At 73.8% G+C, this 26231-nt stretch carries 23 protein-coding genes and 1 pseudogene; 12 read left to right on the forward strand and 12 right to left on the reverse strand.

Annotated elements, in window-relative coordinates:
- Positions 1–81: 81 nt before the first annotated feature.
- Positions 82–1296: an ROK family transcriptional regulator gene (locus tag CLV34_RS08860; RefSeq protein WP_170044634.1), complete on the reverse strand. Its 1215-nt coding sequence runs from the start codon at positions 1294–1296 to the stop codon at positions 82–84.
- Positions 1297–1472: 176 nt separating this feature from the next.
- On the opposite strand from CLV34_RS08860, the gene CLV34_RS08865 reads away from it, so the two are divergent.
- Positions 1473–2534, forward strand: coding sequence for a 3-isopropylmalate dehydrogenase (locus tag CLV34_RS08865; protein ID WP_100349956.1), 1062 nt, complete (start codon positions 1473–1475; stop codon positions 2532–2534).
- Between the two features lie 74 nt (positions 2535–2608).
- Positions 2609–3748, forward strand: a complete 1140-nt coding sequence (locus tag CLV34_RS08870) for a branched-chain amino acid aminotransferase (RefSeq protein WP_100349957.1) — start codon at positions 2609–2611, stop codon at positions 3746–3748.
- 57 nt (positions 3749–3805) lie between these two features.
- Here the strand turns inward: CLV34_RS08870 and CLV34_RS08875 are convergent, their stop codons facing one another.
- From CLV34_RS08875 to CLV34_RS08890, 4 genes are all read right to left on the reverse strand, one after another.
- On the reverse strand, positions 3806–6691 hold the full coding sequence (locus CLV34_RS08875; protein ID WP_100349958.1) for an ABC transporter permease: 2886 nt from the start codon (positions 6689–6691) through the stop codon (positions 3806–3808).
- On the reverse strand, positions 6688–7485 hold the full coding sequence (locus tag CLV34_RS08880) for an ABC transporter ATP-binding protein (RefSeq protein ID WP_100349959.1): 798 nt from the start codon (positions 7483–7485) through the stop codon (positions 6688–6690). The genes CLV34_RS08875 and CLV34_RS08880 overlap by 4 nt, the downstream gene beginning before the upstream one ends.
- Positions 7482–8162, reverse strand: a complete 681-nt coding sequence (locus CLV34_RS08885; RefSeq protein WP_100349960.1) for a PadR family transcriptional regulator — start codon at positions 8160–8162, stop codon at positions 7482–7484. The genes CLV34_RS08880 and CLV34_RS08885 overlap by 4 nt, the downstream gene beginning before the upstream one ends.
- A 165-nt stretch (positions 8163–8327) precedes the next feature.
- A complete protein-coding gene (locus CLV34_RS08890; protein WP_100349961.1) occupies positions 8328–8894 on the reverse strand; it encodes a DUF6069 family protein in 567 nt (188 codons plus the stop codon).
- A 492-nt stretch (positions 8895–9386) separates the two neighbouring features.
- On the opposite strand from CLV34_RS08890, the gene cimA reads away from it, so the two are divergent.
- Positions 9387–10976: a citramalate synthase gene (cimA, locus tag CLV34_RS08900; RefSeq protein ID WP_100349963.1), complete on the forward strand. Its 1590-nt coding sequence runs from the start codon at positions 9387–9389 to the stop codon at positions 10974–10976.
- A gap of 6 nt (positions 10977–10982) precedes the next feature.
- On the opposite strand, the gene CLV34_RS08905 is transcribed toward cimA, so the two are convergent.
- Positions 10983–11657, reverse strand: coding sequence for a hypothetical protein (locus tag CLV34_RS08905; RefSeq protein WP_100349964.1), 675 nt, complete (start codon positions 11655–11657; stop codon positions 10983–10985).
- A 160-nt stretch (positions 11658–11817) separates the two neighbouring features.
- Between CLV34_RS08905 and lplAB the strand changes: the two genes are divergently transcribed.
- Positions 11818–12888: a lipoate-protein ligase LplAB gene (gene lplAB / locus CLV34_RS08910; RefSeq protein WP_100349965.1), complete on the forward strand. Its 1071-nt coding sequence runs from the start codon at positions 11818–11820 to the stop codon at positions 12886–12888.
- Positions 12889–12980: 92 nt separating this feature from the next.
- Positions 12981–13715 (forward strand): MIP/aquaporin family protein, encoded by a 735-nt coding sequence (locus tag CLV34_RS08915; RefSeq protein ID WP_100349966.1) that lies wholly within the window; start codon positions 12981–12983, stop codon positions 13713–13715.
- Between the two features lie 19 nt (positions 13716–13734).
- Here CLV34_RS08915 and CLV34_RS08920 read toward each other — a convergent pair whose 3' ends face one another.
- Positions 13735–14523 carry a YggS family pyridoxal phosphate-dependent enzyme gene (locus CLV34_RS08920; protein ID WP_100349967.1) on the reverse strand — a complete coding sequence of 263 codons (789 nt, stop codon included), beginning with the start codon at positions 14521–14523 and terminating at the stop codon, positions 13735–13737.
- A gap of 73 nt (positions 14524–14596) precedes the next feature.
- Here CLV34_RS08920 and CLV34_RS08925 point away from each other — a divergent pair, with 73 nt between their 5' ends.
- Positions 14597–15028 (forward strand): YccF domain-containing protein, encoded by a 432-nt coding sequence (locus CLV34_RS08925; RefSeq protein WP_100349968.1) that lies wholly within the window; start codon positions 14597–14599, stop codon positions 15026–15028.
- A 50-nt stretch (positions 15029–15078) separates the two neighbouring features.
- Here the strand turns inward: CLV34_RS08925 and ybaK are convergent, their stop codons facing one another.
- Both ybaK and CLV34_RS08935 read right to left on the reverse strand, forming a co-directional pair.
- Complete coding sequence (ybaK, locus tag CLV34_RS08930; RefSeq protein ID WP_100349969.1) at positions 15079–15582, reverse strand: Cys-tRNA(Pro) deacylase; 504 nt, start codon at positions 15580–15582, stop codon at positions 15079–15081.
- A 22-nt stretch (positions 15583–15604) separates the two neighbouring features.
- Positions 15605–18274 (reverse strand): DEAD/DEAH box helicase, encoded by a 2670-nt coding sequence (locus CLV34_RS08935; protein WP_245859128.1) that lies wholly within the window; start codon positions 18272–18274, stop codon positions 15605–15607.
- Positions 18275–18355: 81 nt separating this feature from the next.
- Between CLV34_RS08935 and CLV34_RS16970 the strand changes: the two genes are divergently transcribed.
- Positions 18356–19000, forward strand: a complete 645-nt coding sequence (locus CLV34_RS16970) for a hypothetical protein (RefSeq protein ID WP_245859129.1) — start codon at positions 18356–18358, stop codon at positions 18998–19000.
- A gap of 62 nt (positions 19001–19062) precedes the next feature.
- On the opposite strand, the gene CLV34_RS08945 is transcribed toward CLV34_RS16970, so the two are convergent.
- On the reverse strand, positions 19063–19986 hold the full coding sequence (locus tag CLV34_RS08945) for a 3-methyladenine DNA glycosylase (RefSeq protein ID WP_100349972.1): 924 nt from the start codon (positions 19984–19986) through the stop codon (positions 19063–19065).
- 96 nt (positions 19987–20082) lie between these two features.
- Between CLV34_RS08945 and CLV34_RS08950 the strand changes: the two genes are divergently transcribed.
- Entirely contained in the window at positions 20083–20715 is a 633-nt protein-coding gene (locus CLV34_RS08950) for an FxLYD domain-containing protein (RefSeq protein WP_100349973.1), read from the forward strand.
- A gap of 114 nt (positions 20716–20829) precedes the next feature.
- Here the strand turns inward: CLV34_RS08950 and CLV34_RS17265 are convergent.
- Both CLV34_RS17265 and CLV34_RS08960 read right to left on the reverse strand, forming a co-directional pair.
- A pseudogene (locus tag CLV34_RS17265) lies at positions 20830–21162 on the reverse strand (CHY zinc finger protein); the annotation flags it as partial.
- Complete coding sequence (locus CLV34_RS08960) at positions 21087–22097, reverse strand: aldo/keto reductase (RefSeq protein WP_100349975.1); 1011 nt, start codon at positions 22095–22097, stop codon at positions 21087–21089. The pseudogene CLV34_RS17265 and the gene CLV34_RS08960, both read right to left, overlap by 76 nt.
- 83 nt (positions 22098–22180) lie before the next feature.
- Here CLV34_RS08960 and CLV34_RS08965 point away from each other — a divergent pair, with 83 nt between their 5' ends.
- From CLV34_RS08965 to CLV34_RS08980, 4 genes are all read left to right on the forward strand, one after another.
- The gene (locus tag CLV34_RS08965) at positions 22181–23089 is read left to right on the forward strand and encodes a class I SAM-dependent methyltransferase (RefSeq protein WP_100349976.1); all 909 of its coding nucleotides are present in this window, start codon (positions 22181–22183) and stop codon (positions 23087–23089) included.
- Positions 23090–23114: 25 nt separating this feature from the next.
- Positions 23115–23912 (forward strand): fumarylacetoacetate hydrolase family protein, encoded by a 798-nt coding sequence (locus CLV34_RS08970; protein ID WP_100349977.1) that lies wholly within the window; start codon positions 23115–23117, stop codon positions 23910–23912.
- Between the two features lie 75 nt (positions 23913–23987).
- Positions 23988–25433 carry a glutamate--tRNA ligase gene (gene gltX, locus CLV34_RS08975; protein ID WP_100349978.1) on the forward strand — a complete coding sequence of 482 codons (1446 nt, stop codon included), beginning with the start codon at positions 23988–23990 and terminating at the stop codon, positions 25431–25433.
- A complete protein-coding gene (locus CLV34_RS08980) occupies positions 25430–26203 on the forward strand; it encodes an HAD family hydrolase (protein WP_100349979.1) in 774 nt (257 codons plus the stop codon). Before gltX ends, CLV34_RS08980 begins: the two co-directional genes overlap by 4 nt.
- Positions 26204–26231 lie beyond the last annotated feature (28 nt).

Below are 26231 nucleotides of genomic sequence, written 5' to 3' on the forward strand. Positions count from 1 at the left end.
TTCCGCACCGACGACGACGGCCCGGCCGCGACGTCCCGGAGACCTCGGTCTCGACGGGGCGGGGCGGCCGGGCCGTCGTCGTCAGGACGCCGGGACGGTGTCCGCTGCGGCGGTGAGCATCTGGGCGCGCACGAGGTCCGTCACCACGGTCCGTGCGCCCAGCAGCACCGGGTCCGTGACGACGGTCGCGGTCCGGACGGTGGTCGACCAGCCGTCGGGCCGGCCGAGCCGAGCGACGCGCTCGGCCAGCGGGACGCCGAGGGCGGAGCCGACGGTTCCACCGATGACGAGCTCCTCCGGCTCGACGACCACGGTGACCCCCGCGACGGCGTGGGCGACACGCTCGGCGTAGTCGTCGAGGAACGCCGCCGGGAGCGTCTCGGGCCCGTCGGCGCAGACGCGTGCGCAGAAGGTGTCCACGTCGGGCACGTCGAGGCCGTGCCGGCGGGCGAGCCGGACGACGGCGAGCCCGCCGACGAGGTCCTGCAGCTCGTCGGCGTCGGGCTCGAGGGCGGCGGCCGCGCGGCTGAGCGGCAGGTAGCCGATCTCTCCCGCGGAGCCGGACGCGCCGGCGAAGGGCAAGCCGTGGGTGTGCAGGCCGAGCCCGATGCCGGACCCGAGCCAGAGCAGCGCCGAGCTGTCCAGCGGCACGGTGGCGGCACGGTGCTCGGCGATCGAGGCGAGGTTCACGTCGTTCGCGATGGTCACGGGGACGCCGAGCGCCGACTCGAGGTGCTGCCGCGTGCTCGTCGTCGGCCAGCCGACGACGTCGCCGAGCAGCTTGAGGTCGCCCGTGCGGGGGTCGACGGCACCGGGCACGCCGATCGCCACGGCGCGGACGGCCTGCGTCGGCACGCCCGAGTGGTCGGCCGCCCGATCGAGGACGTCGCGCAGCACCGGCAGGACGTCGGGCAGGCTGCCGGTCCGGAGGCGGTCGGCGCGGTCCGTCGTGGTGGTGGTGACGGTCGGCTCGGCGAGCACGTCGCCGCGCGCGTCGACGACGGACGCCCGGATGGAGCGGGGCTGGACGTCGAGGGCGAGGCCGCAGTAGTCCGACGTGCGGGCGTCGTACGTGAGGGCGTGGGGCCCGCGGTTGCCGGCGAGGTCGCCGACGGTCTCGATGAGCCCGGAGAGCTCGAGCCGGGCCACCACCTGGGACGCGGTCGGCCGCGAGACCCCGGTGAGCTCGCTGATGCGTACCCTGGTGAGCGGGCCGGAGTCGAGCAGAAGGCCGAGGGCTGCGCGGTCGTTGATGCTCCGCAGCAGTCCGGGTGTGCCGGGGATGGGGCTCGACACGGGGGCGCCTCCTCGCGCGACGGGGTCGGAACCCGTAAACAGTAAACTTTCCTGACAGTTCGCGCCAGCGACGCGCCGAGGCGATGACGAGCAAGAACGAGTGGACGTGCCGGGCCGAGGGTCAGAGTGTGAGACGCCCGTCCCGCACCATGACACAGCCACGTACGCTGCCCGGCATGACGCGCAACATCGAGCTCGCCGTGGTCGCGGGCGACGGCATCGGCACCGAGGTGGTCGAGCAGGGTCTCCGGGCCCTCGACGCGGTCCTCGCGGGCAGCGGCACGACGGTCTCCACGACGGAGTTCGACCTCGGCGCCCGCCGCTGGCACGCCACGGGCGAGACGCTGAGCGACGAGGACCTCGCCGCGATCCGCACGCACGACGCGATCCTGCTCGGCGCGATCGGCGACCCGACCGTGCCGTCGGGAGTCCTCGAGCGCGGCCTGCTGCTCAAGCTCCGCTTCAGCCTGGACCACTACGTCAACCTCCGTCCGTCGAAGCTCTACCAGGGCGTCACGAGCCCGCTCGCCGAGCCCGGCGACATCGACTTCGTCGTCGTGCGCGAGGGGACCGAGGGCCCGTACACGGGCAACGGCGGCGCGCTGCGCGTCGGCACGCCGCACGAGGTGGCCACCGAGGTCTCCGTCAACACGGCCTTCGGGATCGAGCGGGTCGTGCGCAACGCGTTCGAGCGCGCGCAGGCCCGTCCCCGCAAGCAGCTCACGCTCGTGCACAAGCACAACGTCCTCGTGCATGCCGGACACCTGTGGCGCCGGACCGTCGAGGCCGTCAACGCCGACTTCCCCGACGTCACGACGGACTACCTGCACGTCGACGCCGCCACGATCTTCCTCACGACGAAGCCCAGCCGCTTCGACGTCATCGTGACCGACAACCTGTTCGGCGACATCATCACCGACCAGGCGGCCGCGATCATCGGCGGCATCGGCCTCGCGGCGTCCGCGAACATCAACCCGGACCGCAACGCCGACGGCAGCTTCGTCGCCCCGTCGATGTTCGAGCCCGTGCACGGCTCCGCGCCCGACATCGCGGGCCAGGGCAAGGCCGACCCGACCGCGACGATCGCGTCCGTGTCGCTGCTCCTCGACCACCTCGGCCTCCCGGACGAGGCGGCGCGCGTCGAGCGTGCCGTCGCGGCCGACCTCGCCGAGCGCGGTGGCCGAGTACGGTCGACGGCCGAGGTGGGCGACGACCTCGTCGCGCGCATCGCCGGCTGACCGGCTCACCCGCCGGCCTGCCGCCCCTCGGCCGTCCTCCCCGGTACATTCGGACCCGAGGAAAGGCCACCTTCATGACCACCACAGAGCAGACCAGCGCCGACACGACCGCCGCGAGCGAGCCGGTCACGGCATCGTCGTTCGACGTCCGGCTCACCGACACCCCGACGTCCGACGCGGACCGCGAGGCCGCGCTCGTCGCTCCGAAGTTCGGGACCGTCTTCAGCGACCACATGGCGCGCATCACCTGGACGTCCGTGGACGGCTGGCACGACCGGCGCGTCGAGAAGTACGGGCCGCTCCAGATCGACCCCGCCACCGCGGTCCTGCACTACGGGCAGGAGATCTTCGAGGGTCTCAAGGCGTACCGGCACGCCGACGGGTCCGTCTGGACGTTCCGCCCCGAGGCGAACGCACGCCGGTTCGCACGCTCCGCGCGGCGTCTCGCGCTGCCCGAGCTGCCCGTGGACGACTTCGTGGCGTCCGTCGAGGCCGTCGTCCGCACGGATGCCGCGTGGGTGCCGGCCGGTGAGGAGACCAGCCTCTACCTGCGGCCGTTCATGTACGCGTCCGAGGCCTTCCTCGGGGTGCGGCCGTCGCTCGAGGCGGAGTACCTCGTCATCGCGAGCCCGGTGGGCCCGTACTTCGCGGGCGGCGTGAAGCCGGTCTCGATCTGGGTCACCAGGGACTACTCCCGTGCGGGTGCCGGCGGGACCGGCGCCGCGAAGTGCGGCGGGAACTACGCGTCGTCCCTCCTGCCGCAGCAGGAGGCCTACGACAAGGGCTGCGAGCAGGTCTGCTTCCTGGACGCCGCGACGGGCACCGTGCTCGAGGAGCTCGGCGGCATGAACGTGTTCGTGGTCCGCGCCGACGGATCGGTCGAGACGCCCGAGCTCACGGGTTCGATCCTCGAGGGCGTCACACGGTCGTCGATCCTGCAGCTCCTCACGGACCGGGGTCACGAGATCTCGGAGCGGCGCATCCTGCTCGCCGAGCTGCTCGACGGCCTGGCCGACGGCTCCGTGACCGAGGTGTTCGCCTGCGGGACGGCTGCTGTCGTGACGCCGATCGGTCGGCTGGCGGGCGACGCCTTCGACGTGACGATCGGCGGTGGCCAGCCAGGAGCGGTCACCACGGCGGTGCGCGACGAGCTCACCGACATCCAGTACGGACGCGCGGACGACCGCCACGGCTGGATGCACCGGCTCGTCTGAGCGGCATGTCGGCGAGGGGCCCGCGGTCTCGACCGCGGGCCCCTCGTGTGTCCGGTCCTACCGGTCGAGGCGCCGCGTCATCGGCAGGCGGGACCGGCTGACTCCCCACGACGCGAGCGCGCCGAGCACGGGGATCGACACCACCAGGGCGGCCACCCAGAGCCACGGCACCTCGACCATCCAGCGGGGGTCGGGCACCGCGCCCCTCTCCCGCTGCGCGATGACGACGGTCGCCCCGATCACGAGCCCGGTGGCCGCCCCCAGCACGGCACCGGTGATCGTGATGACGGACGACTGCGCCGCGGCGAACGTGCGGCGGGTGCGCGGGGGAGCGCCCACCGCCTGCAGCGTCGCGAGGTCCGGGAGGGACTCCGTCCCGGCGAGCGCCGTCGCGATCCACGCGGCGGCGAGCGCGACGAGCAAGGCCCCGACGGTGATGAGGAGCAGCGCGAGACCGTCGTCGCCAGACATCTCGGGGTGCCCCTCCTCCTCCCAGACCGAGGTCGCCGAGATGTTGTCGCGGCCGGACTGGTCGACGGCGCCGAGGAGATCCGCGTAGAGGCTGTCCCCCACCGCGGTGCTCCACGCACCCGGCCGGACGCGTCCCGCAAGCGCCCCCGTCCCGACGCTCAGGTCCAGCGAGCGTGCTACCGACGGGGGCATGATCGGTAGGTTGGTCGGCGGGTCGAGCAGGCCGCCCACCGCGGTCGCGGGCAGGTGCCGGACCACCGGGTCGGGCATGGTCCCCTCAGCGGCGTCGCCCTCGGGCGGGTAGACCGTGACCTCGACGGTGCCGTCCGTGGCGACGTATCCCGGGGGTACGACGACGCGGCCGGCGGCGAGCGCGGCAGCAGCCCGGTCGGGGTCGGGGACGCCGAGCAGCCGGAGGCGCTCAAGGTCCGAACCGTCGTCGACGACCGACTTGAGGCCGGAGTAGCCCAGGTAGCTGTCGGTCCCTGGTGCCGACACCGCGCTCCACCCCAGGCCCATCCACTCGGCGCCGGCGCTGTGCACGACCCGCTGGACCGGTACCAGCGGACCGTCGGTCACGCCCGCCTTCTCGACGACCTGCCGGACGACTGCGGCATCGGCGTCCGACAGGCCCGGCCCGTCGCCCCCCAGAGGACCGACCAGGACCGTCCCGGTGGCCGCCTCGGGCAGGTAGGTGAGGCGGTCGTGCTGTGCGGCCGCGGCCGAGACGACCAGGCCCGCCACGGCGGCGGCTGTCGCGGCGAGGACGGCGGCGACCGCGGGCGCGGTGCGGGCGCGGTGGCGGGCGGCGTCACGCAGCGCCAGGCGCGGGGTGCCGGGCAGGTGTCGCGCCAGGCGCCCGATCCTGCCGACGATCGCGCCCGCTGCGACGACGAGGCCGACCTCTGCCATGACGATGCCGGCGACGAGCAGCATGACGGCCTGTCCGGTCGCGGCACCGACGAGTGCGGTAGTGATGCCGATCGAGGCCAGGCATCCTCCGACGACGCCTGCTCGGCGCCGCACGGGCGGATCGGCCCTGCGGCCGGCGAGCACCAGGACGGGGTCGAACCGTGCGGCCCGGCGAGCGGGGAGCCATGCGGCGCCGAGCGCGATGACCATGCCGACCAGCACGAACACGCCGAGCCACGGCCACGGGACGACCGGCTGGATGTCGGACCACGCGCGGAGCCCGGCCACAGCGGCCGCGGCCCCGACCGACGTCGCCGTGACAGACGCGAGCGTCCCGACGACGAGCCCGCCGGCGAGCACCGCGCGACGGACGGTACGCGAGTCAGCGCCGTTCGCGGCGAGCAGCGCGAGGTCGCGGGCGGCACGCCGGGCCCCGACCTGGAACGCGGGCCCGATCATGAGCACGCCCTGCAGGAGCCCGAGCACGGCGGCGCCCGCGACGACGGCCATCGAGGTGGCTGAGACGGCGACGCCGCTCTCGGGGTTGGCGGCGTTCCACGCCGCGACGGCGTCCGCCGGCGGGTGCAGCACGACGTCCCGGCTGAAGACGGTCGAGCCGAGGGCGTTGGCCGCCGTGATGTCCGCCCAGAGCACGGGGCGTGGACCGACGACGAGCCACGTGAGGTTGGAGGTCCTGGTGCTGCCTGGCGTCTGGTCGCCGCGCCAGAAGTCGAACGCGGTGGGCGCGTCGAGCGGTCCTGCGGCGCCCATGACGAGCGAGCTGTCGCCCGGGACGACCGCCGCGACCGTGTACCGTCCGATCTGGGTCGTGGCTCTGTCGCCGGACGTGTAGGCGCCGTGCCCGTCGTAGCGCATGACCGACTCCTCGCCGTCCGCCGCGGTGACGCTGACCTCGTCGCCCACCTGGACGTCGATGTCGCGAGCGACGTCCGCGCTGACGGCGACCTGGCCCGCAGCGAGGGGCGCGTCGAGCGAGAATCGGGCGCCCGCCTCGGGTGTGGCCAGCTGGTAAGCGTTGACGTTCCGGTGCAGCGCGCCGTGCGCGGTGGGCGCGACGGACATGTCCCACTGCTGGAGCACCGGCGCGAGGGAGTCCCCGTCGGGCAGCGTCGCGGCGAGCGCGCGCTCGTAGTCCGCCACGGAGACGGGCAGGACGTCGGCGGTGTCCGCAGTCTCTGCGGCGCCGTCCTCGGTGCGGAAGAGGTCCGACGCTGCGACGGACTCGCCCGACGTCCCGTACTGGGTCGCCGTCGGGTCCTGAGTCACGGTCCCCGGTCCGATGAAGGCTACCGATGCCTGGACGCTCGAGTCCGGGCCGAGCTCGGCGGCGACGCGGGACGACGCCGTGTCCGACGTCGAGCCGGCCAGGACGGCGGCCGCCGCACCCAGACCCGCAGGGAGCGCGACCATGATCGCGACGAGCGCGGTCCGGCCCTTGTGGCGCCGGGCGTCGCGGGACGCGTAGCGCAGGGCGACGCGCCAGCTCCCGCGGCGGGGGCGCAGGCGCGGTCCGGGCGCGGGGTCGGCTCGTCGGCTCACCGCTCGCCCTCCTGCGGCGTGCGGGGAGCGGCGGCGAGCAGGTCGTCGGCCTGCGCGGGGCGACCGGTGGAGTCGACGAGGCGACCGTCCTTGAGGAACACCGTGCGGTCGGCCCACGCGGCGTGCCGGGCGTCGTGCGTGACGAGCAGCCCGGCGGCGCCGGCGTCGACGCGGTCCCGCAGCACGCGCATCACGGACTCGCCGGACACCGAGTCGAGGGCCCCGGTGGGCTCGTCGGCGAGCAGCAGGCGTCGCGGGCCGACGAGGGCGCGGGCGATCGCGACGCGCTGCCGCTGGCCGCCGGACATGTCGTCAGGGAACCGGTCGGCGAGGTCGGCGAGGCCGACGGTCTCGAGCGCGTCGAGGGCCTCGCGGCGCGCGGCGCGCGCTCCGAGGCCGTCGAGCTCCCGAGGCAGGGACACGTTCTCGGCGGCGGTGAGCGCGGGCACGAGGTTGAAGTCCTGGAACACGAACCCGACGTGCCGGCGGCGCAGCGCCGCCCGGCCGCGGGCGTCGAGCGACGCGACGTCGACCCCGCCGACGACGACGGCACCGTCGGTCGCCGTGTCGAGGCAGCCGGCCAGGTTCAGCAGGGTCGACTTGCCCGACCCGGACGGTCCCATGACGGCGACGAGCTCGCCGGGGGCGACCTCGAGGCTCACGGCGTCGAGGGCTCGCACCGCGGTCGGGCCGCTGCCGTGCACGCGCGTCGCACGGTCGAGACGGAGCAGGGCGGCCGGCGCGGTGGGCTCCCGCGGCGCGGCGGGGGAGGGTTCGACGGCGACGGTGCTCATCGGCGTGCCTTCCTGGGGGTCGGGGTCGGGGTCGGGGTCGCGTGCGAGCCGGTGGCGGCCGCGGCGGAGGTCTGGCCGGTCGACGGCGGTGTGCGCCGCGCGGTGGTCCGGGCGGCGAGCACCCGTCCCTCGACGTGGTCGAGCCAGCGCATCTCGGCCTCGGTCTGGAAGATCAGCGCGTCCAGGACGAGTGTCCAGGCGAGGTCGGACCCGCCGGTGTCCGGGCTCTCGTGGCCCGAGCCGTCCGGCACGCCGCCCGCGGTGCGGTCCGGCCCGCGGCGCTTGAGCCGCGTGTAGTCCTGCAGGGCGCGCATCGACTCGGTGCGCTGCACCCGGACGATCGCCTCGACGTCGACGCCCGGGAGGGTGACGGCGAGGGCGAGCTTGATCGCGAGCTCGTCGCGGGCCGGGGCCCCGCGCTCGACGGGAGCGTGCCACCAGGCGCGGGCCTCGGTGCGGCCGCTGTCGGTGAGCTGGAACCGCTCCGGCTCGTCCGACGACGTGGAGGGCAGCGGCTCGACCAGCCCGTCGCGCTGGAGGCGCTGGAGGGTGGTGTACGCCTGCCCGATGTTGAGCGGCCAGGTGCCGCCGGTGCGGCCCTCGAACTCCTGGCGCAGCTGGTACCCGTGCATCGGACCGGTGTCCAGCAGCGCGAGCATGGCTTGTCGGATCGACATCGTCCCCTGCTTCCTCGACGCTGTAGTTACCGGGTAAGTCCCGGCGACGTGCACATAGTTACCGAGTAACCATGTCGCGTCAAGCGCCGTCCGCGTGCGGAGACGACGACGGCCCACCTCCGCTGAGGAGGTGAGCCGTCGGGGGTGTGCGGCGAGCGGTGGGCGTCAGCTGCCCGGCGGGATGCTCGGCGGGTACTCCGGCCGGGCGGGCCGCACCGGCGCCGGAGGCGTGACCGGACGGATGGTCCGCGTCGCCACGCCGGCGAGCAGCGACCACGTCGCCACGCCCATCACGAAGTTCACGAGAGCCGTGAGGATCGCGCGGTCGGTGTGGCTCGTCCATGCGAAGGGCAGCAACGTCACGAGGGCGATCGCCAGCACCATGATCCAGCCGAAGAACCGCTTCGGGCGCGGCGTCGACACGACGAGCAGCGCGAGCACCCCGGACGCCAGGAGAGCAAACAGGGCGCTGTCGATCGCGAAGGTCGCCGCGTGCGACCCCGAAGAGAACAGGTCCGGTGGCGGCACCATCGTCTGGTCGAACACGCCCTCGATGATGATCACGCCGATCAGCCCGACGAGCGCCGCGACGAGCGCCGTCGCCAACGCGCCCGCGACGAACCGTCCGGCGTCGAGGGTGAGCTTCGGGTCGAAGGGCTCGGTCGGGGTCGCCGGGGTGAAGTCGGACCCCGGGTCTTCCGGGACCTCGGCGGGCGGGTAGGGCTGGCTCACGGGCTCGTCCTCCTCGGTACGGCGCTGCTGGTGCGCCTCATCGTGCCGCTCGCGGCAGGTACCGGCACGCTGGACGGCCTCTTGTGCACGGTGCGCCCCGACGTGGCGGACGCGGCGCACCCCTCCTCACGGGTGTGCGCATCCTGGACGGGCGTGACAGCGACCCCGCTCGTGTGGCACCATCGCCGTGTGACCCACCCGGCTGCGGAGCTCATTCTCACCTAGCGCGTTCGACACACCTCGTCGGACGCGCAGACCTCCCGCACCCCGGGGGGTCTTTTTGTTGCCGGACCCACCACCGTCCGGCGCTGAGACTGACTCACCGGTCGTGACCCGACCGGGACAGATCGCCTGGGCCACGTCGTCGGGCTCGCCCGCACCAGCACGGTGCGGGCGGGCCGACGAGATGCCGCACCACCCGCCGCTCCGTGCGGCGACAGCCCCCGATCGTCGTGGCCCGGGCCGGCCCGGCGCTGAGAAAAGAGCACTCCGATGACCTTCCACGTCTACGACACCACCCTGCGCGACGGCGCGCAGCAGGAGGGCATGAACCTCTCCGTCGCGGACAAGCTCGCGATCGCCCCCCTGCTCGACGAGCTGGGTGTCGGATTCATCGAGGGCGGCTGGCCGGGCGCGGTGCCGAAGGACACGGAGTTCTTCAAGCGGGCGGCCAAGGAGCTCGAGCTGAAGAACGCGGTGCTCGCCGCGTTCGGCGCGACCCGCAAGGCCGGCGTCCGCGCCGTCGACGACGCGCAGGTGCGCGCGCTGCTCGACTCCGAGGCGCCCGTCGTGACGCTGGTCGCGAAGAGCGACATCCGGCACGCCGAGCGGGCCCTGCGCACCACGGGTGAGGAGAACCTCGCCATGATCACCGACACGATCGAGCTGCTCGTGCGCGAGGGCCGCCGCGTCGTCCTCGACGCCGAGCACTTCTTCGACGGCTACCGCTTCGACGCCGACTACTCGCTGCAGGCGGTCCTCGCGGCGTTCGGCGCCGGCGCCGAGGTCGTCGCGCTCTGCGACACGAACGGCGGGATGGTCCCGCGCCGGGTGACCGAGATCGTCGAGGCCGTGCGCGGTGCCGTCGGTCCCGACGCGATCCTCGGGATGCACGCCCACAACGACTCCGGCTGCGCCGTCGCGAACACGCTCGCCGCCGTCGACGCGTCCGTGGCGCACGTCCAGGGCACGGTCAACGGCTACGGCGAGCGGACCGGCAACGCCGACCTGCTCACGATCCTCGCGAACGTCGAGCTCAAGGAGGGCCGCCGGCTCCTCGCAGGGGACGGCCTGCGTGACGCGACCCGCATCTCGCACGCCATCAGCGAGATCACGAACATCAGCCCGTTCGCGCGCCAGCCCTACGTGGGCGTGAGCGCCTTCGCGCACAAGGCCGGCATCCACGCGAGCGCGATCAAGGTCGACCCCGACCTCTACCAGCACATCGACCCCGTGCTCGTCGGCAACGACATGCGCATGCTGGTCTCCGACATGGCGGGGCGCGCGTCCATCGAGCTCAAGGGCCGCGAGCTGGGCTTCGACCTCGCGGGCCAGGGCGAGCTCCTGTCGCGCGTGACGCACCGCGTCAAGGACGCCGAGGCGCAGGGGTACACCTACGACGCCGCCGACGCGTCGTTCGAGCTGCTGCTCCGCGAGGAGATCGACGGCCAGCGTCCCGGCTACTTCCGGGTCGAGTCCTGGCGGACCATCGTCGAGCGCAACGGCGGCCGCGGAACCGCGGCCACGGCCGAGGCGACGGTCAAGCTGCATGCCGGCGGCGAGCGCCAGGTCTCGACCGGCGAGGGCAACGGCCCGGTGAACGCGCTCGACCACGCGCTGCGGCAGGCCCTCGTCCGCGTCTACCCGGAGATCGAGGAGTTCGACCTCATCGACTTCAAGGTCCGCATCCTCGACCAGGAGCACGGCACCGACGCGACGACCCGCGTGCTCATCGAGACCACGGACGGCCAGACGTCCTGGTCGACCGTCGGCGTCGGCCCGAACCTCATCGAGGCCGCCTGGGAGGCGCTCACCGACTCCGCGATCTACGGCCTGCTGCACGCCGGCGTCGCGCCGCGCTGACGGACGTCAGGCGGCCGACCACCCGAAGGTCACGCGAGACCCGGCCAGCTGGTCGCTCATCGCGTTCAGCGTCTGCTCCGTCAGCGGACCGACGGCCGCGCCGGGCTCGTGACCGAGGTGCAGCGCGACGCGCACCGGGTACGACGTGCCCGCCGCCGCCGGCACGATGCCCTTGACCTTGTCGGTCGTCACTGCGCGGAGCGTCGCCTGGACCAGGCCACGCACCTCCGCACGGGTCGACTCGTCGTCCGAGCCGACGTGCGCGACGAGGTCGACACGGAGGATCCCGGCCTCGTCGTCCCACACGGGTGCCGCGCCGCCGCGCGGGTACGTGACGACCCCGAGCGGTGCGACGCCCTGGAGCCTGCCCGTGAGATCCTCGGCCTCGTGGCGGGTGTACGGGCCGAAGTCGTCGTCGCACAGCGCGACCTCGAGCCGCACCGACGCACCGGAAGCCCCCTCGGGCATCGAGTGCCCGAACGCGCCCTCCTGCACGCCCCGGACGACACCCAGCACTAGGTCGGACAAGGCCTCGGCGGTCTCGCGGTCCTCGTCGGCGGCCTCGTCGAGGGACGCGCGCAGCACGACCTCGTTCGTGGACGCGCGCCACGTCTCGGTGACGTCGTCGGGGACGGGGGGCAGCTCTGTCGCGGCCTCACGCCGGGCGAACGGGTTCTTCATGCGCCCAGGGTGGCACACGCCACGTCCTGTCCCGGAATCGTCCGGCACCGGGCGCCGTTCCACCTGACGGTGCCCCGTGTCACGGCGGCGCCGCGTCCCGCCCGAACCGCGGGACCCCGACGAACCGGGTCCGGTCGGGCCCGCAGGACGGAGCGCACAGGTGCGAGGCGAGTACAAGGTCCCGGGCGGCAAGCTGGTCGCGGTCGACGTCGAGGTGCGGTCGGGTGACGACGGTGACGTGCTCGCGGCCGCCGCGGTGAGCGGCGACTTCTTCCTCGAGCCCGACGACGCGCTCGAGCTCATCGACGCGGCCCTCGTCGGCCGCTCGGCGCAGGCCGGGGTTGCCGAGCTGGCGGACGCCGTCCGCGGCGCCCTCGCCGCGGCGCCGTTCGAGGTCACGATGGTCGGCTTCGACGCCGAGTCGGTGGCCATCGCCGTGCGCCGCGCGCTCGGGCACGCGTCCGGCTGGCACGACCACGTGTTCGAGGTCGTGCACGAGGGGCCGCAGAACCCCGCGATGCACATGGCGCTCGACCAGGCGCTCGCGGAGAGCGTCGGGCGCGGCGAGCGCCGGCCCACGCTGCGCATCTGGGAGTGGGGCGCGCCGGCCGTCGTCATCGGGTCGTTCCAGTCGCTGCGCAACGAGGTCGACGCCGAGGGCGCCGCGAAGCACGGCATCGAGGTCGTGCGCCGCGTCTCCGGCGGCGGCGCGATGTTCATCGAGCCCGGCAACACGATCACGTACTCGCTCACCGTCCCGTCGTCGCTCGTCGAGGGGCTCAGCTTCGAGCGCTCCTACGCGTTCCTGGACGACTGGGTGCTGGGCGCCCTGCGCGACGTCGGCGTCGAGGCGACCTACCAGCCCCTCAACGACATCGCGTCGCCCGCCGGCAAGATCGCCGGTGCCGCGCAGAAGCGCATGGCCGACGGCACCGTCCTGCACCACGTCACCATGGCGTACGACATCGACGCCGACAAGATGCTCGAGGTGCTGCGGATCGGGCGCGAGAAGCTGTCCGACAAGGGCACCAAGAGCGCCAACAAGCGCGTCGACCCCGTGCGGTCGCAGACCGGCATGTCCCGCGCGGACGTCATCGAGGCGTTCAAGAAGCACTTCGCGGGCCGCTACGACGTCGTCGAGGGGCACGTCACCGACGCCGAGCGGGCGCGCGCGGAAGAGCTCGTCGCCACCAAGTTCGGCACGCCGGAGTGGACCGCGCGGGTGCCGTGACCCGGCACCTCCACTAGCGTTCGACCCGGGGCCGTTCGGCCCGGGGCACCTCCCCGCGCGGACGGCCGGCCGCACGGGGACGGGGGAGGCGCATGGACGAGTACTCGTTCGCCGTGAAGATGACGTGCGAGTTCATCGGCACCGCGATCCTCGTGATCCTCGGCAACGGGACCGTCGCGAACGTCCACCTGCGCGGGTCCAAGGGGTACCACGCCGGCTGGAGCCTCATCGCGATGGGCTACGGCCTCGGCGTCATGATCCCCGTGATGATGTTCGCGGGGATCTCCGGTGCGCAGATCAACCCGGCCATGACCGTCGGGCTGGCGGCGCTGGGGCACCAGTCGTGGTCGGTCGTGCCGGGGTACGTCCTGGCGCAGATGCTCGGAGCGGTCGCGGGTCAGTGCGCCATCGTCACGACGCACAAGCCGTACTACGACAAGACCGAGGACCCCGAGGACATCCTCTCGACGTTCTCGACCATCAACGCCGCGCACTCGCGCTGGAACGGGTTCGCGAACGAGTTCCTCGGCACCATGATCCTGACCTCCGCGGCGCTCGCGATCCTGGGCAGCCCCGGCTTCGCGCACGAGTCGGGTGCGGCGAGCATCGGCGTCGGCTTCCTCGTGTGGGGGCTTGTCGCGGGGCTCGGCGGCCCGACCGGCCCCGCTCTCAACCCTGCGCGCGACCTCGGTCCGCGCATCGTGCACGCCGTGCTGCCCCTGCGGAACAAGGGCGGCTCCGAGTGGGACTACGCGTGGGTGCCGGTCGTCGCGCCGCTCGCGGGCGGCCTCACGGGGGTCGCCGGCTACACCTGGCTGCTCGGCTGAGCCGTCGGACGCGGCGTCCTCAGGCGCGACGCGCGCCGAACACCGCCGTGCCGACCCGCACGATCGTCGCGCCCTCGGCGACGGCGAGCTCCAGGTCACCGCTCATCCCCATCGACAGCTCGCGCGCGGACGACGTGCCCGCCGCCTGACCCGCCACGTCGTCGCGCAGGTCGCGGAGCTGGGCGAACCCGTGGCGCACCGTGGCGTCGTCGTTCGTGCGCGCGCCGATCGTCATGAAGCCCGTGAGGTGGATCGCGGGCAGCGCCGCGACGGCCAGCGCGAGATCGGCGGCCGCTGCGGGACGGACCCCGGACTTCGTCGCCTCCCCGGACACGTTGACCTGCACCATGACGTCCAGGTCGTCCCCTCGTTCGAGCGCCCGCGCCGAGAGCCGCTCGGCCAGCGCGAGCGAGTCGACCGTCTCGACGCAGGCGCACGACCGGAGCGCCGCCCCCACCTTGTTGCGCTGGAGCGGTCCGATGAGATGGACCTCCAGGGCACCCCGCTCGACGAGGTCCGCGAGACCCGGCGCCTTGGACTTGAGCTCCTGCACGCGGTTCTCACCCACGAGGTCGACGCCCGCCGCCACCGCGGCGCGCACCGCCGCGACGGGCTGCGTCTTCGTCGCGACGAGCAGGCGGACCGACGCGGGGTCGCGTCCCGCGTCGGCGGCCGCCCGCGCGATCCGGTCCCGGACGCGCGCCACGTTGTCGGCGACCCTGCGTCCGAGCTCGTCGTCCGCGGTGGGCACCCGCCCGTCTGTGGCGGGTGCCTGGTCGAGCGGGGTCACGGGCGCGTCGTCGAGCATGGGCCGAGTCTAGGTCGGCGCGCCGATCCTGCTCGCGCGGGCGAGCGGGGCGCGGTACGTCGACAATGGCGGGATGAAGGCGATCCTCAACGTGATCTGGCTCGTGCTCGCAGGGTTCTGGATGGCGCTCGCGTACGTCCTGGTCGGGATCGTGTGCTTCCTGCTGTTCTTCCTGGTCGTCACGATCCCGTTCGGCATCGCGTCGTTCCGCAACGCGGGCTACGCGCTGTGGCCGTTCGGCCGCACGATCGTCGACAAGCCCACCGCGGGCGTGGGGTCCGTGATCGGGAACGTCCTGTGGATCCTGTTGTTCGGGTGGTGGCTCGCCCTCGGTCACATCGCGACCGGCATCGCCCTGTGCGTGACGATCATCGGCATCCCGCTCGGGCTCGCGAGCTTCAAGATGGTGCCGATCTCGCTCGTCCCGCTCGGCAAGGACATCGTGAGCACCGACTCCGTGCGGGCGCGGGGCGCCGCCTACCCGGCTCCGTACCCGCCGCAGTAGCGCGCGCGACGGCCGAGGAGCCGTCGTCGGCGCGGCACCGCGCGATCCGGTCAGCCGCGGGCGATCGGCGCCGTCGTCGCGGACGTGAGCCGGACGAGGTCGGCGGGTGCCAGCCCGACGTCGAGCCCGCGCCGGCCGCCGGAGACGTACACGGTGTCGAGCGCGAGGGCCGAGTCGTCGAGCACGGTCGCGAGGCGCTGCTTCTGACCGAGCGGCGAGATCCCGCCGACCACGTAGCCCGTCGCGCGCTCGGCCGCCGCCTGCTCGGCGAGGACGGCCCGCTTGCCGCCGCACGCCCGGGCGAGGGCCTTGAGGTCGAGGAGCCCGTCCACGGGCACGATCCCGAGGACCAGCCGTCCGTCGACGTCCGCGACGAGCGTCTTGAACACCTGGGACGGGTCCGCCCCGATGGCCGTGGCGGCCTCCAGCCCGTAACCGAGGTCGCTCGACGCGTCGTGCGCGTACGGGTGGAGCGTGAACGGCACGCCGGCCCTCTCGAGCACGACGACCGCGGGCGTCCCGGCGTGCGACGTGCCGGCCTTCTTCCTGGTCATGCGGCTCACCTCTCAGGGTGGATCAGAGGGTGGCGACGCGGGTCACGGTGAGGACGACCTCGCCGGCCTCGTCGCTCGCCGCCAGGTCGACGACCGCCTCGATCACCCAGTCGTGGTCGCCGTCGGGGTCGTCGAGGGTCTGCCGGACGAACCACGTGCCGGCCGCGAGGTCCTCGCCGGACGGCGTCTCGCCCGACTCGACGACCGTGAGCAGCGCGGCCGACCGTGCGTCGGCGCCCACGCCGACCGCATCGTCGCCGTAGTGGTCGAACATCGGGTCGAGGGCGTCGGCCCACGCGTCGGCGGTCCAGGCGCCGTCGCCCCGCGACAGCGCCGCGAGACCGCGGTAGTCCTCGCGGGCGGCGAGCTCGACCCGGCGGAACATCGCGTTGCGCACCAGGCGCCGGAACGCGCGCACGTTCGCGGTGACGGGCCGGACGGGCGCCTCCGCCTCGGACGGCCCGGTGGCGGCGAGCACCCCGGCGGCGTCGTCGCCCTCGGGGCCGTCAGGCTGCGCGAGCCGCTCCCACTCGTCGAGCAGGCTGGAGTCCACGCCGCGGACGAGCTCGCCGAGCCACTCGGTGAGCTCGAGGACCTCCTCGGTGCGGTGCTCCTCGGGGACGGTGCGGCGGACGGCCCGGTAGGCGTCGGCGAGGTACCGCAGGACGACCCCCTCGGTCCGGTCGAGCTGGTACGTCGAGACGAGCTCGGCGAACGTCATGGCGTGCTCCGCCATGTCGCGCACCACGGACTTGGGGGACAGGCGCGCGTCCGCCACCCACGGGTTGGCCCGCCGGTACGTCTCGAACGCGGGCTCGAGCAGGTCGGCGAGCGGCTTCGGCCAGGTGACGTCATCGAGCAGCGCCATGCGCTCGTCGTAGTCGTAGCCCTCGGCCTTCATCGCGGCGACGGCCTCGCCGCGTGCCTTGTACTGCTGGGCGACGAGGATCTGCCGGGGGTCGTCGAGGGTCGCCTCGATGACGGAGACGGCGTCGAGCGCGTGCGTGGGGGAGTCGACGGCGAGCAGGTCCATCGCGGCGAGCGCGAACGGCGACAGCGGCTGGTCGAGCGCGAAGTCGCGCGGCACGTCGACCGTGAGCCGTACGCTCGGTCGCCAGCCGCGGGGGTCGGTGTCGTCGGGCACGCGCACGCGCTCGGCGACGCCCGCGACGCGCAGCGACCGGTAGATGCGGAACGTCTGGCGCACGTGCTCGGCCCGCTGCGCGTCCGTGTCGTGGTTGGCGAGCAGCAGGTGCCTCATGGCGAGCACCGGGTCGTCGGCGGCGGCGTGCGTCCGGTCGAGCCGGTGCGCGCGGTCGAGCACGTTGAGGACCATCGCGTGCGACACCTTGAAGTGGCTGCTCAGGGGTTCGGGGTCGGAGTCCCGCAGACGCTCGAACGTCTTGTCGGTCCAGTTGACCGACCCCTCGGGAGCCTTCTTGCGGACGATCTTCTTGAGCTTCTTCGGGTCGTCGCCGGCCTTCTCGAGCGCCTTGCGGTTCTCGATGACGTGCTCGGGCGCCATGACGAGCACGTCCCCCACCGTGTCGTACCCGGCGCGGCCGGCGCGTCCGGCGATCTGGTGGAACTCGCGCGCGGTGAGGTGCCGCATGCGCTCGCCGTCGAACTTCACGAGGCTCGTGAGCAGGACGGTGCGGATCGGGACGTTGATGCCGACACCGAGGGTGTCGGTCCCGCACACCACCTTGAGCAGGCCGCGCTGCGTGAGCCGCTCCACGACGCGGCGGTACTTGGGCAGCATGCCGGCGTGGTGCACGCCCACCCCGTGCCGCAGCAGGCGCGAGAGGGTGCGCCCGAAGCCGGACGTGAACCGGAAGTCGCCGAGCTCGGTGGCGATCGCGGCCTTCTCCTCGCGCGTGCAGAGGTTCATGGACAGCAGCGCCTGGGCGCGCTCGACCGCGGCCGCCTGCGTGAAGTGCACGACGTACACGGGGGCGCGGCGCGTGTGCACGAGGTCGTCGACGACCTCGGTGAGCGGCTCGACGACGTACGAGAACGTCAGCGGGACCGGCCGCTCGACGCTCGTGACGACGGAGACGTCCCGCCCGCTGCGCTCCTCGAGGTCGCCCGTGAAGCGCGAGGTGTCGCCGAGCGTCGCGGACATCAGCACGAACTGCGTGTGCGGGAGCTCGAGGAGCGGCACCTGCCACGCCCACCCCCGCTGCGGGTCGGCGTAGTAGTGGAACTCGTCCATGACGACCTGCGCGACGGCCGGGTCGTCCGGGTCGCCCGCCCCCTCGCGCAGGGCGACGTTCGCGAGGATCTCCGCGGTGCAGCAGATGATCGGCGCGCCCGGGTTCACGGCCGTGTCGCCCGTCATCATGCCGACGTTCTCGGACCCGAACGCGGCGACCAGCGCGAAGAACTTCTCGCTCACGAGCGCCTTGAGCGGCGCCGTGTAGTAGGTGCGGCCGGAGGCGACGCCCGCGTGCCGGTCGGCCAGCGCGAAGAACTGCGCGCCGAGCGCGACGAGCGACTTCCCGGACCCCGTCGGCGTCGCGAGGATGACGTGCGACTCGGACGCCAGCTCGATGAGGGCCTCGCTCTGGTGGTCGTACAGCGCGAGGCCCTGGTCGGCCGCCCACGACGCGAACGCGTCGTAGAGGGCGTCGGCGTCCGGCGCCTGGCCGGTCGGGGCGACGTCGGGCAGGAGGTCCGCGAGCGTGGTCACGGCTCCATCCTCCCAGGCCCCCGGTGGTGTGCGACGATCCTGCCGGCGCACGCGGCGCCGCCGAGCCGAGGAGTGGCGAGGATGATGCACGAGACGACCGGGTCGTCCGACGTCGACCTGACCCGCGCGCGCGGGGTGCAACGGTTCCGGGCGGCAGAGCGTGCGGTCGGCCGCATCGTCGGCGTCTGGCTGACGACCGCGGGTCAGGTGCGCTCGCTCGAGCGGGCGCTCACCCTGAGCCAGGACCGGTCGTCGCTCGACGCCGAGCAGGACGCAGCGGTGCAGGGGTTCGTGCGCCGGCTCGCCCTGCTCACGCCGTCGGACCGCGACGCCGTCGCGCGGCTGCTCCCCGCGGTGGCGGCGCGTCCGTCCGAGCCGCTGCGCTCCGGGCCGTACCTCGCGAGCGTCCAGGGCGCGACGCATCGGTGGTACCAGGCGGACCCGGGCCGGTCGGACGCCGCGCGCGAGGTCGAGATGCTTGTCGGTGCCGCGGAGCCGCCCTGCGACCGGCTCGCCGCCCTCCTGCGCGTGCTCGGTGACGAGCCCCTGCCCGCGGACGAGGGGGTCCTGATGCAGGCGTGGGGCGTCGTCGACGCGCTGGCCACGCCGGTGGAGCCGGACGCCGTCATGGGCCTCGCTCGCGCCGAGGGATCGCTCCGGGCCGTCACCGGGGACAGCACGCGTCCCGCGGCGCTGCGGAGGCACGAGGGGCGGGGCGACGGGTGAGACCGGCGGCCGGTTCGTCGTTCGCCGGTGACACGCCGTCGGCCGGTGGTGGCGGGCGCGGATCAGGCCCGTGCGCCCTCCGGCAGCACGGCGTCGCACACGGCGACCAGGCGCTCGCGGAGCGCGTTGCCCCGGACGGCGTTGTCGCGCTGGCGGCGCACGTACTCGGCCTTGCCGTCCGCTGTCTCGATCGCGACGGGCTCGAGCCCGTAGGACGACATGTCGTACGGCGACGCCTGCATGTCGGTGTACCGGATCTCGCGGGCGAGCTCGAACGCGTCGAGCAGGACGTCCCCCGGGACGAGCGGCCCGAGCTTGAGCGACCACTTGTAGACGTCCATCGCGGCGTGCAGGCAGCCGGGCTGGTCGGTGTCGAGCTGACTCTCGCGGGTGAGCGTGGTGTTGCGTCCGGACGCCTCGGGGGTGAAGAACCGGTAGGCGTCGAAGTGGGTGCAGCGCAGCGGGTGCGACTCGACGACGGCGTCGGTGCCGTCGCCGCCGAGGCGCAGGGGGAGGGGGTGCCGGTGGTCGCGTCCGGTGGCGTGGTCGCGGTAGACCATGGCCCACTCGTGGAGGCCGAAGCAGCCGGTCAGGGGCTTGCGGGCGGCGGTCGCGGCGAGCAGCGCACGCACGTAGCGGACGGTGTCGGCGCGCTCCGCGAAGAAGGCGTCGACGTCGAGCGCGACCCCCGGTCCGTCGGGTCCGTCGACGGTCCGGTACCAGCGTCGCCCCACAACCTCCGCCCAGGCCGTTCCCAGGTCTGCGGACGATCCTGGAGGCGCGGCGCCGAGGACGACACCGGCGCCCGGGTGCCAGCGCCGCAGCGCGGCCGGCCGGGTCGGGTAGTAGGTGAAGAGGAAGTCCTCGACGGCGTGGCCGCCGCCGCTCTCGCGTCCCGCGCGCCAGGTGCGGGTGAGACCGTCCGCGCGTTCCGCGTGCGCGACGGCACGGGCGTGCCACGCCGACGCGGGGACGGGAGGTTTCACCCGTCGAGCGTACGGCGTCCTCCCAGACTTTGCTGTTACGTTACACAAGCATCGACTTTTTCATGCATATACCAGGCGAACGACGGAAGGAGCGCCGTGGCAGACACCAGAGCCGGCACCCGCCGCCGCTTCCGCCCGCTCGTCGCGCTCTCCGTGGTCCTCGCGATCGCGTGCGTCCTCGCGGCGCCGTTCGCGAGCGTCGCCGCCGCCGTCCTCGGTGTCGGCGCCGTCGTGCTCGCCGTCGTCGCGTGGGGACGCGCCCGGCCGTCCGACCCCCGGGCCCTGCGCCTCGGTGCGTCGGCGTTCGTCGTCGCGCTCCTCGTCGGGATGGTGGTCGTCGGGAGCCAGGGGGCGGGGACGTCACCGCTCGGCGGCGACCCGTCCGACGACGTCGCGACCGTCGGCACCGCCGACGGCGTCCCGACGTCCGGGACGGCGATCGTGGACGACGTCTCGGCCAGCGTGCACGCCTACCGCCCGACGACCTCGACGAGGCCGGGAGGCGTCCCGGTCCAGGTCACCAACATCGGCGACGTCACCCACAGCGTCACGGTCGAGCTCGTCGCGCACGACGCCACGGGCGCCGAGGTCGCGCGGACGACCGTCGCGGTCGACGACCTCGCCCCCGGTGCCACGCACACGGCGCTCGCGTTCGCGGACGCCGACGCCGCCGTCCGGGCGGCGCTGCCCGACGCGACCGTCGAGGTCGTCGCGATCACGGGCGCCTGAGGCCTACCCCTCGAAGTAGAGGTGGTCGTGGGCGGCGCAGCCCGGGTTGAACGGCGCCGTGCAGCGCGGGCACGCGGACGACGACCGGTACTCGGGCGTCGTCATGCGGTGCCCGCAGACTCCGCACAGCGCGGACTCCTCGCCCCACGCCGCCCGCGGACGGGGGAGCGCGCGGTGGTCGGCGTCCTCCTCGTGGCACGTGTGGCACGGGTACCAGGTGCCGCAGCACCAGAACCGCAGCGCGACGACGTCGAGCGGGGACGCCCAGTGGACGCACCGGGTCTCGTCGTCGACCGTCGCGCCGCGGACGACCGGGAGCGCGGTCCGTCCGCCCGACCCGGTGCTCGGCCCGCCCGCGGGCCCGGTCCCGGTCAGAACGGCGCCACCCTGCGGGCGGGCGGGAACACGTCGTCGAGCTCCGCGAGGTCGTCCGGCGTGGGCACCCAGGCCGCGGACGCGACGTTCTGCCGGACCTGCTCGGGCGTCGTCGCGCCCGCGATCACAGAGGCGACCTGCGGGCGGGCGAGCAGCCAGCCGAGCGCGACGGTCGCGTCGCGCAGACCCCGGACCTCCGCGAACGCGTGCAGGCGCGCCAGCGCCTCCCAGGGTGCCCGGTCGAGCAGGTCGGGCTTGGAGTGGACGAGGCGGCCGTCGTCCGGCCGCGCCCCGTGCGCGTACTTGCCGGTGAGCAGACCGTTCGCGAGCGGGTAGTAGGGCAGGACGCCCAGCCCGTACGCCTGCGCCGCGGGCAGCACCTCCTGCTCGGCGAGCCGGGACGTGAGGTTGTACTCGTTCTGGGTCGAGACGAACCGGGTGGTGCCGAGCGCACGGGCGACGTGCTCGGCGTCGGCGATCTGCCAGCCGGCGCGGTTCGCGTGCCCGACGTACCGGACCTTGCCGGCGCGCACGAGGTCGTCGAGCGCGGCGAGCGTCTCGTCGATCGGCGTGAGGGGGTCCGGGGTGTGGAGCTGGTAGAGGTCGATCCGGTCGGTACCGAGCCGTCGCAGCGACCCCTCGACCGCCCGCACGACGTACCGGCGCGAGCCGCGGGCGTCGAAGTCGCGCCCGTTGAGGTCGCCCACGCTCATGCCGAACTTGGTCGCGACGACGACGTCGTCACGCCGGGACCCGAGCGCCCGGCCCAGGGCCTCCTCCGCGAGGCCCGGGCGCGCGCCGTAGTTGTCGGCCACGTCGAAGAAGGTGACGCCCGCGTCGAGCGCGGCGTCGATCAGCGCCTGCACGCCTTCCCGTGTCGCGGTGACGGTGTTGCTGCGGCCCAGGTTGTTGCAGCCGAGGCCGATCGCCGACACGACGAGGCCGGAGCGGCCGAGCCGGCGGAGCGGAGGGGGAGCGGACGACGTCGTGGCGGGGAGCGCGGACATGCTCCCGACTCTAGTGACGTGCCGCATGGTCACCATGTGAGAACCGCATGGTCACCATGCGGGCAACGCCCTACGGTTGAACAATGACCGACGCCACCGCACCGGGCGTCTCCTTGTCGGGCTCACCGCTCGCCGAGGACGACGTCGAGGCCCCGAGCACGCCGCAGCACCACCCCCTGTCTGCGGAGTCCGAGTCCTACACCCACGGCCACCACGAGTCCGTCCTGCGCTCGCACCGCTGGCGCACCGCAGCGAACTCGGCGTCGTACCTCGTGCCGCGCCTCGTGCGCGGCCAGTCGCTCCTCGACGTGGGCTGCGGCCCCGCGACCCTCACGGTCGACCTCGCCCGCATCGTCGCGCCCGGCCGCGTCGTGGGCGTCGACGCGTCCACGAAGGTCCTCGAGGACGCGCGCGCGCTCGGCGCGACGAGCGGTATCGAGGGCCTCGAGTTCCTCCAGGCGAACGCCTACGAGCTGCCCTTCGAGGACGACTCGTTCGACGTCGTGCACGCCCACCAGGTGCTCCAGCACCTCTCCGACCCCGTCGCCGCGCTGCGCGAGATGCGCCGGGTCGCCAAGCCGGGCGGTCTCGTCGCGGTCCGCGACGCCGACTACTCCGCCATGACCTGGTACCCCGAGAGCGCCGGCCTCACCGAGTGGAACACGCTGTACCACGAGGTCACGGCCGCCTACGGCTACCAGGCCGACGCGGGCCGTCGGCTGCTGTCCTGGGTCCAGGAGGCCGGCTTCGACGCCGACGCGATCGTCCCGAGTGCGGGCGTGTGGTGCTACGCGACCCCGCAGGACCGCGAGTGGTGGGGCGACCTGTGGGCCGAGCGCTGCCTCGAGTCGAACTTCGCCGTCCAGGCGCAGGAGTCGGCGCTCGCCGACGACGTCGCGCTCGAGCAGCTCGCCCACGACTGGAAGTCGTGGGCCGCGTCGCCCGACGGCTGGTTCGCGGTCCTGCACGGCGAGGTCCTCGCGCGTGCCTGACCGCCCTCGTCGTTAGGGTGGGGCTGTGCGCATCGCGAGATTCACGACCGGGGACGACCCCCGCTACGCCATCGTCCAGACCGAGGGTGACCGCACCTTCCTGGCAGTCCTGAGCGGTGACCCGCTCTACATGCCGACGACCCCGACGGGGGAGCGGATCGAGCTCGGGGACGGCGTCCGCCTCCTCGCGCCGGTGATCCCGCGCTCGAAGGTCGTCGCCGTCGGGAAGAACTACGCGGCCCACGCGGCCGAGATGGAGGACGGCGGTACGCCGCCGACGAGCCCGCTGCTGTTCTTCAAGCCGAACACGGCGGTCGTCGGGCCGGACGACCCGATCGTGCTGCCCGACTTCAGCCAGGAGGTCTCGTACGAGGCCGAGCTGGCCGTCGTCATCGGACGCCTCACCCGCGACGTCACGCCGGAGCGGGCGCTCGACCACGTGCTCGGGTACACGGTCGCGAACGACGTGACGGCCCGCGACGCGCAGCGCACCGACGGCCAGTGGGCGCGCGCGAAGGGCTTCGACTCGTCGTGCCCGCTCGGGCCGTGGATCGAGACCGACCTCGACATCGAGGACCTCGCGGTGACCAGCCGCGTCAACGGTGAGCCGCGCCAGGACGGCCGCACCAGCGAGATGGTGTTCGACGTCGCGTTCCTCATCTCGTACATCTCGGAGGCGTTCACGCTGCTGCCCGGCGACGTCGTGCTCACGGGCACGCCCGCGGGCGTCGGGCTGCTGAGCCCGGGCGACCGGGTCGAGTGCGAGGTCGAGGGGCTCGGCGTGCTGAGCAACCCCGTGGTGCGGCGCGACCCCTCGCTCTGACCCCGGGGGCCGGTGGCACGGTCCGGTGGTGCCACTCCGACATCACGGGCCCGGGACGGCGGATAACCTGGACCCGTGACCTTCCCCGCTGCCGGCAGCTCGCCGATCCGTGTCCGCTTCGCCCCGTCGCCGACGGGCATGTTCCACGTGGGCTCGGCCCGCTCGACGCTCTTCAACTGGGCCGTCGCCAAGCAGTCGGGCGGGACGTTCGTCCTGCGCGTCGAGGACACCGACGCGGCACGCAACCGTCCGGAGTGGACGGACGGGATCCTGTCAGCGATGGCGTCGCTGGGCGTCCACGAGGGCGACCCGACGTTCGAGGGCCCGTACTTCCAGTCGCAGAACGTGGCCATCCACCAGGAGGCCGCGGGGCGCCTGTTCGAGGCGGGTCGGGCGTACTACTGCGACTGCACGCGGGACGACGTGGTGGCCCGCACGGGCTCGCAGCACGCGGGCTACGACGGCCACTGCCGTGACCGCGGCCTCGCGTACGAGGCGGGCCGCGCGCTGCGCTTCCGCACGCCGGACGAGGGCGAGACGAGCGTCGTGGACGTCGTCCGCGGCAACCCGGTCTTCCCGAACGCCGCGATCGAGGACTTCGTGGTGGCGCGCGGCGACGGGTCGCCCGTGTTCCTGCTCGCGAACGTCGTGGACGACATGGACGAGCGCATCACGCACGTCGTGCGCGGCGAGGAGCACCTGCCGAACACCCCGAAGCAGCAGATGCTGTGGGAGGCGCTGGGCGCCGAGCCGCCCGTGTGGGCCCACCTGCCCGTCCTCGTCAACGAGAGGCGTCAGAAGCTCTCGAAGCGGCGTGACAAGGTGGCGCTGGAGGACTTCTTCGCGGAGGGCATCCTGCCGGCCGCCATGGTGAACTACCTCATGCTGCTGGGCTGGGCGCCGGGCAACGACGAGGAGATCCTGCCGTTCGACGAGCTCGTGTCCCGCTTCCGGCTCGACGAGGTGAACTCGGCGCCCGCGTTCTTCGACATCAAGAAGCTCACGGCGTTCAACGGCGAGTACGTCCGGGCCCTGCCCGTGGCGGACTTCGCCGCGGCCTGCGCGCCCTGGCTCGTCGCCCCGTACGCCCCGTGGACGCCCGAGGCGTTCGACCAGGCGGTCTTCGACGCGGTCGCGCCGCTGGCCCAGACGCGCGTCGCGCTGCTGTCCGAGATCACGAAGAACGTGGACTTCCTGTTCCTCGACGAGCCGGCCCGTGACGAGGCGTCGTGGGCGAAGGCCATGAAGGAGCCGGCCGCCGCGCTGCTCGCCGACGCGCGGGCAGCCCTCGCCGCGCTGGAGCCGTGGGCCGCCGAGCCGCTCAAAGACGCCGTGACCGCGGTGGGCGAGGCGCACGGTCTCAAGCTCGGGAAGGCGCAGGCGCCCGTGCGGGTCGCGGTGACGGGACGGACGGTCGGTCTGCCGCTGTTCGAGACGCTGGAGATCCTCGGCCGCGAACGGACGCTCGCGCGCGTGGACCGGGCGCTCGCGCGTCTCGCCGCGGAGGCCGACGCGTCGTGAGCACGCCGCCCGACCCCGCTGCGCCGGGGGAGTGGGCGGGCGCCGTGGACGCCGTGCTGCTCGACGTCGACGACACGCTCGTCGACACGCGCGGGGCGTTCACGGCGTCGGTCGACGCCGTCCGGCGGGCGTTCCTGCCCGACGTCGGCCCGGAGCGGCTCGACGCGATGGTCGCCCTGTGGCGGGCAGACCCGCACGGCCGCTACCGCGCGTACACCCGCGGCGAGGTCACGTTCGACGAGCAACGCCGCCGGCGCGCCGACGAGCTGCACCGGGCGTTCGGGGGCCCGCCCGTGGACGAGGCGTCGTACCCGGCCTGGCTGGAGGTGTTCTGGGGGGCGTTCGAGGCGGCCTGGCGGCCGTTCGCCGACGCTCGGACCACCGTGGACGCCCTGACCCGCGCCGGCCTGCTCGTCGGCGCCGTGACGAACGCGGGCGCGGACCTCCAGCGGCGCAAGCTGGCCGCGTGCGGGCTGGCCGACGTCCCGGTGCTCGTGACCGTGGAGACGTTCGGCGTCGGCAAGCCCGACCCGCGCGTGTTCCGTGAGGGAGCGCACCTGCTGGGGGCCGACCCCGGCCGGACGGTCTACGTGGGCGACGAGCTCGACGTCGACGCGCTCGGGGCGGTGCGTGCTGGTCTGCGGGGCGTGTGGCTGGACCGGCCGGGCACGCGGCGCGGTGGGCCGCACGCGGAGGACCCGGCGACGGCGGTCGCGGCGGGTGCGGTGGTCGTGCCGGCGCTCACGGGTCTCGTCGGCCTGCTGGTGTGAGACGGGCCCTGAGACGGGCCTCTGAGCG

The organism is Luteimicrobium subarcticum (assembly GCF_002798015.1).
Taxonomy (GTDB): Bacteria; Actinomycetota; Actinomycetes; order Actinomycetales; family Cellulomonadaceae; genus Luteimicrobium; species Luteimicrobium subarcticum.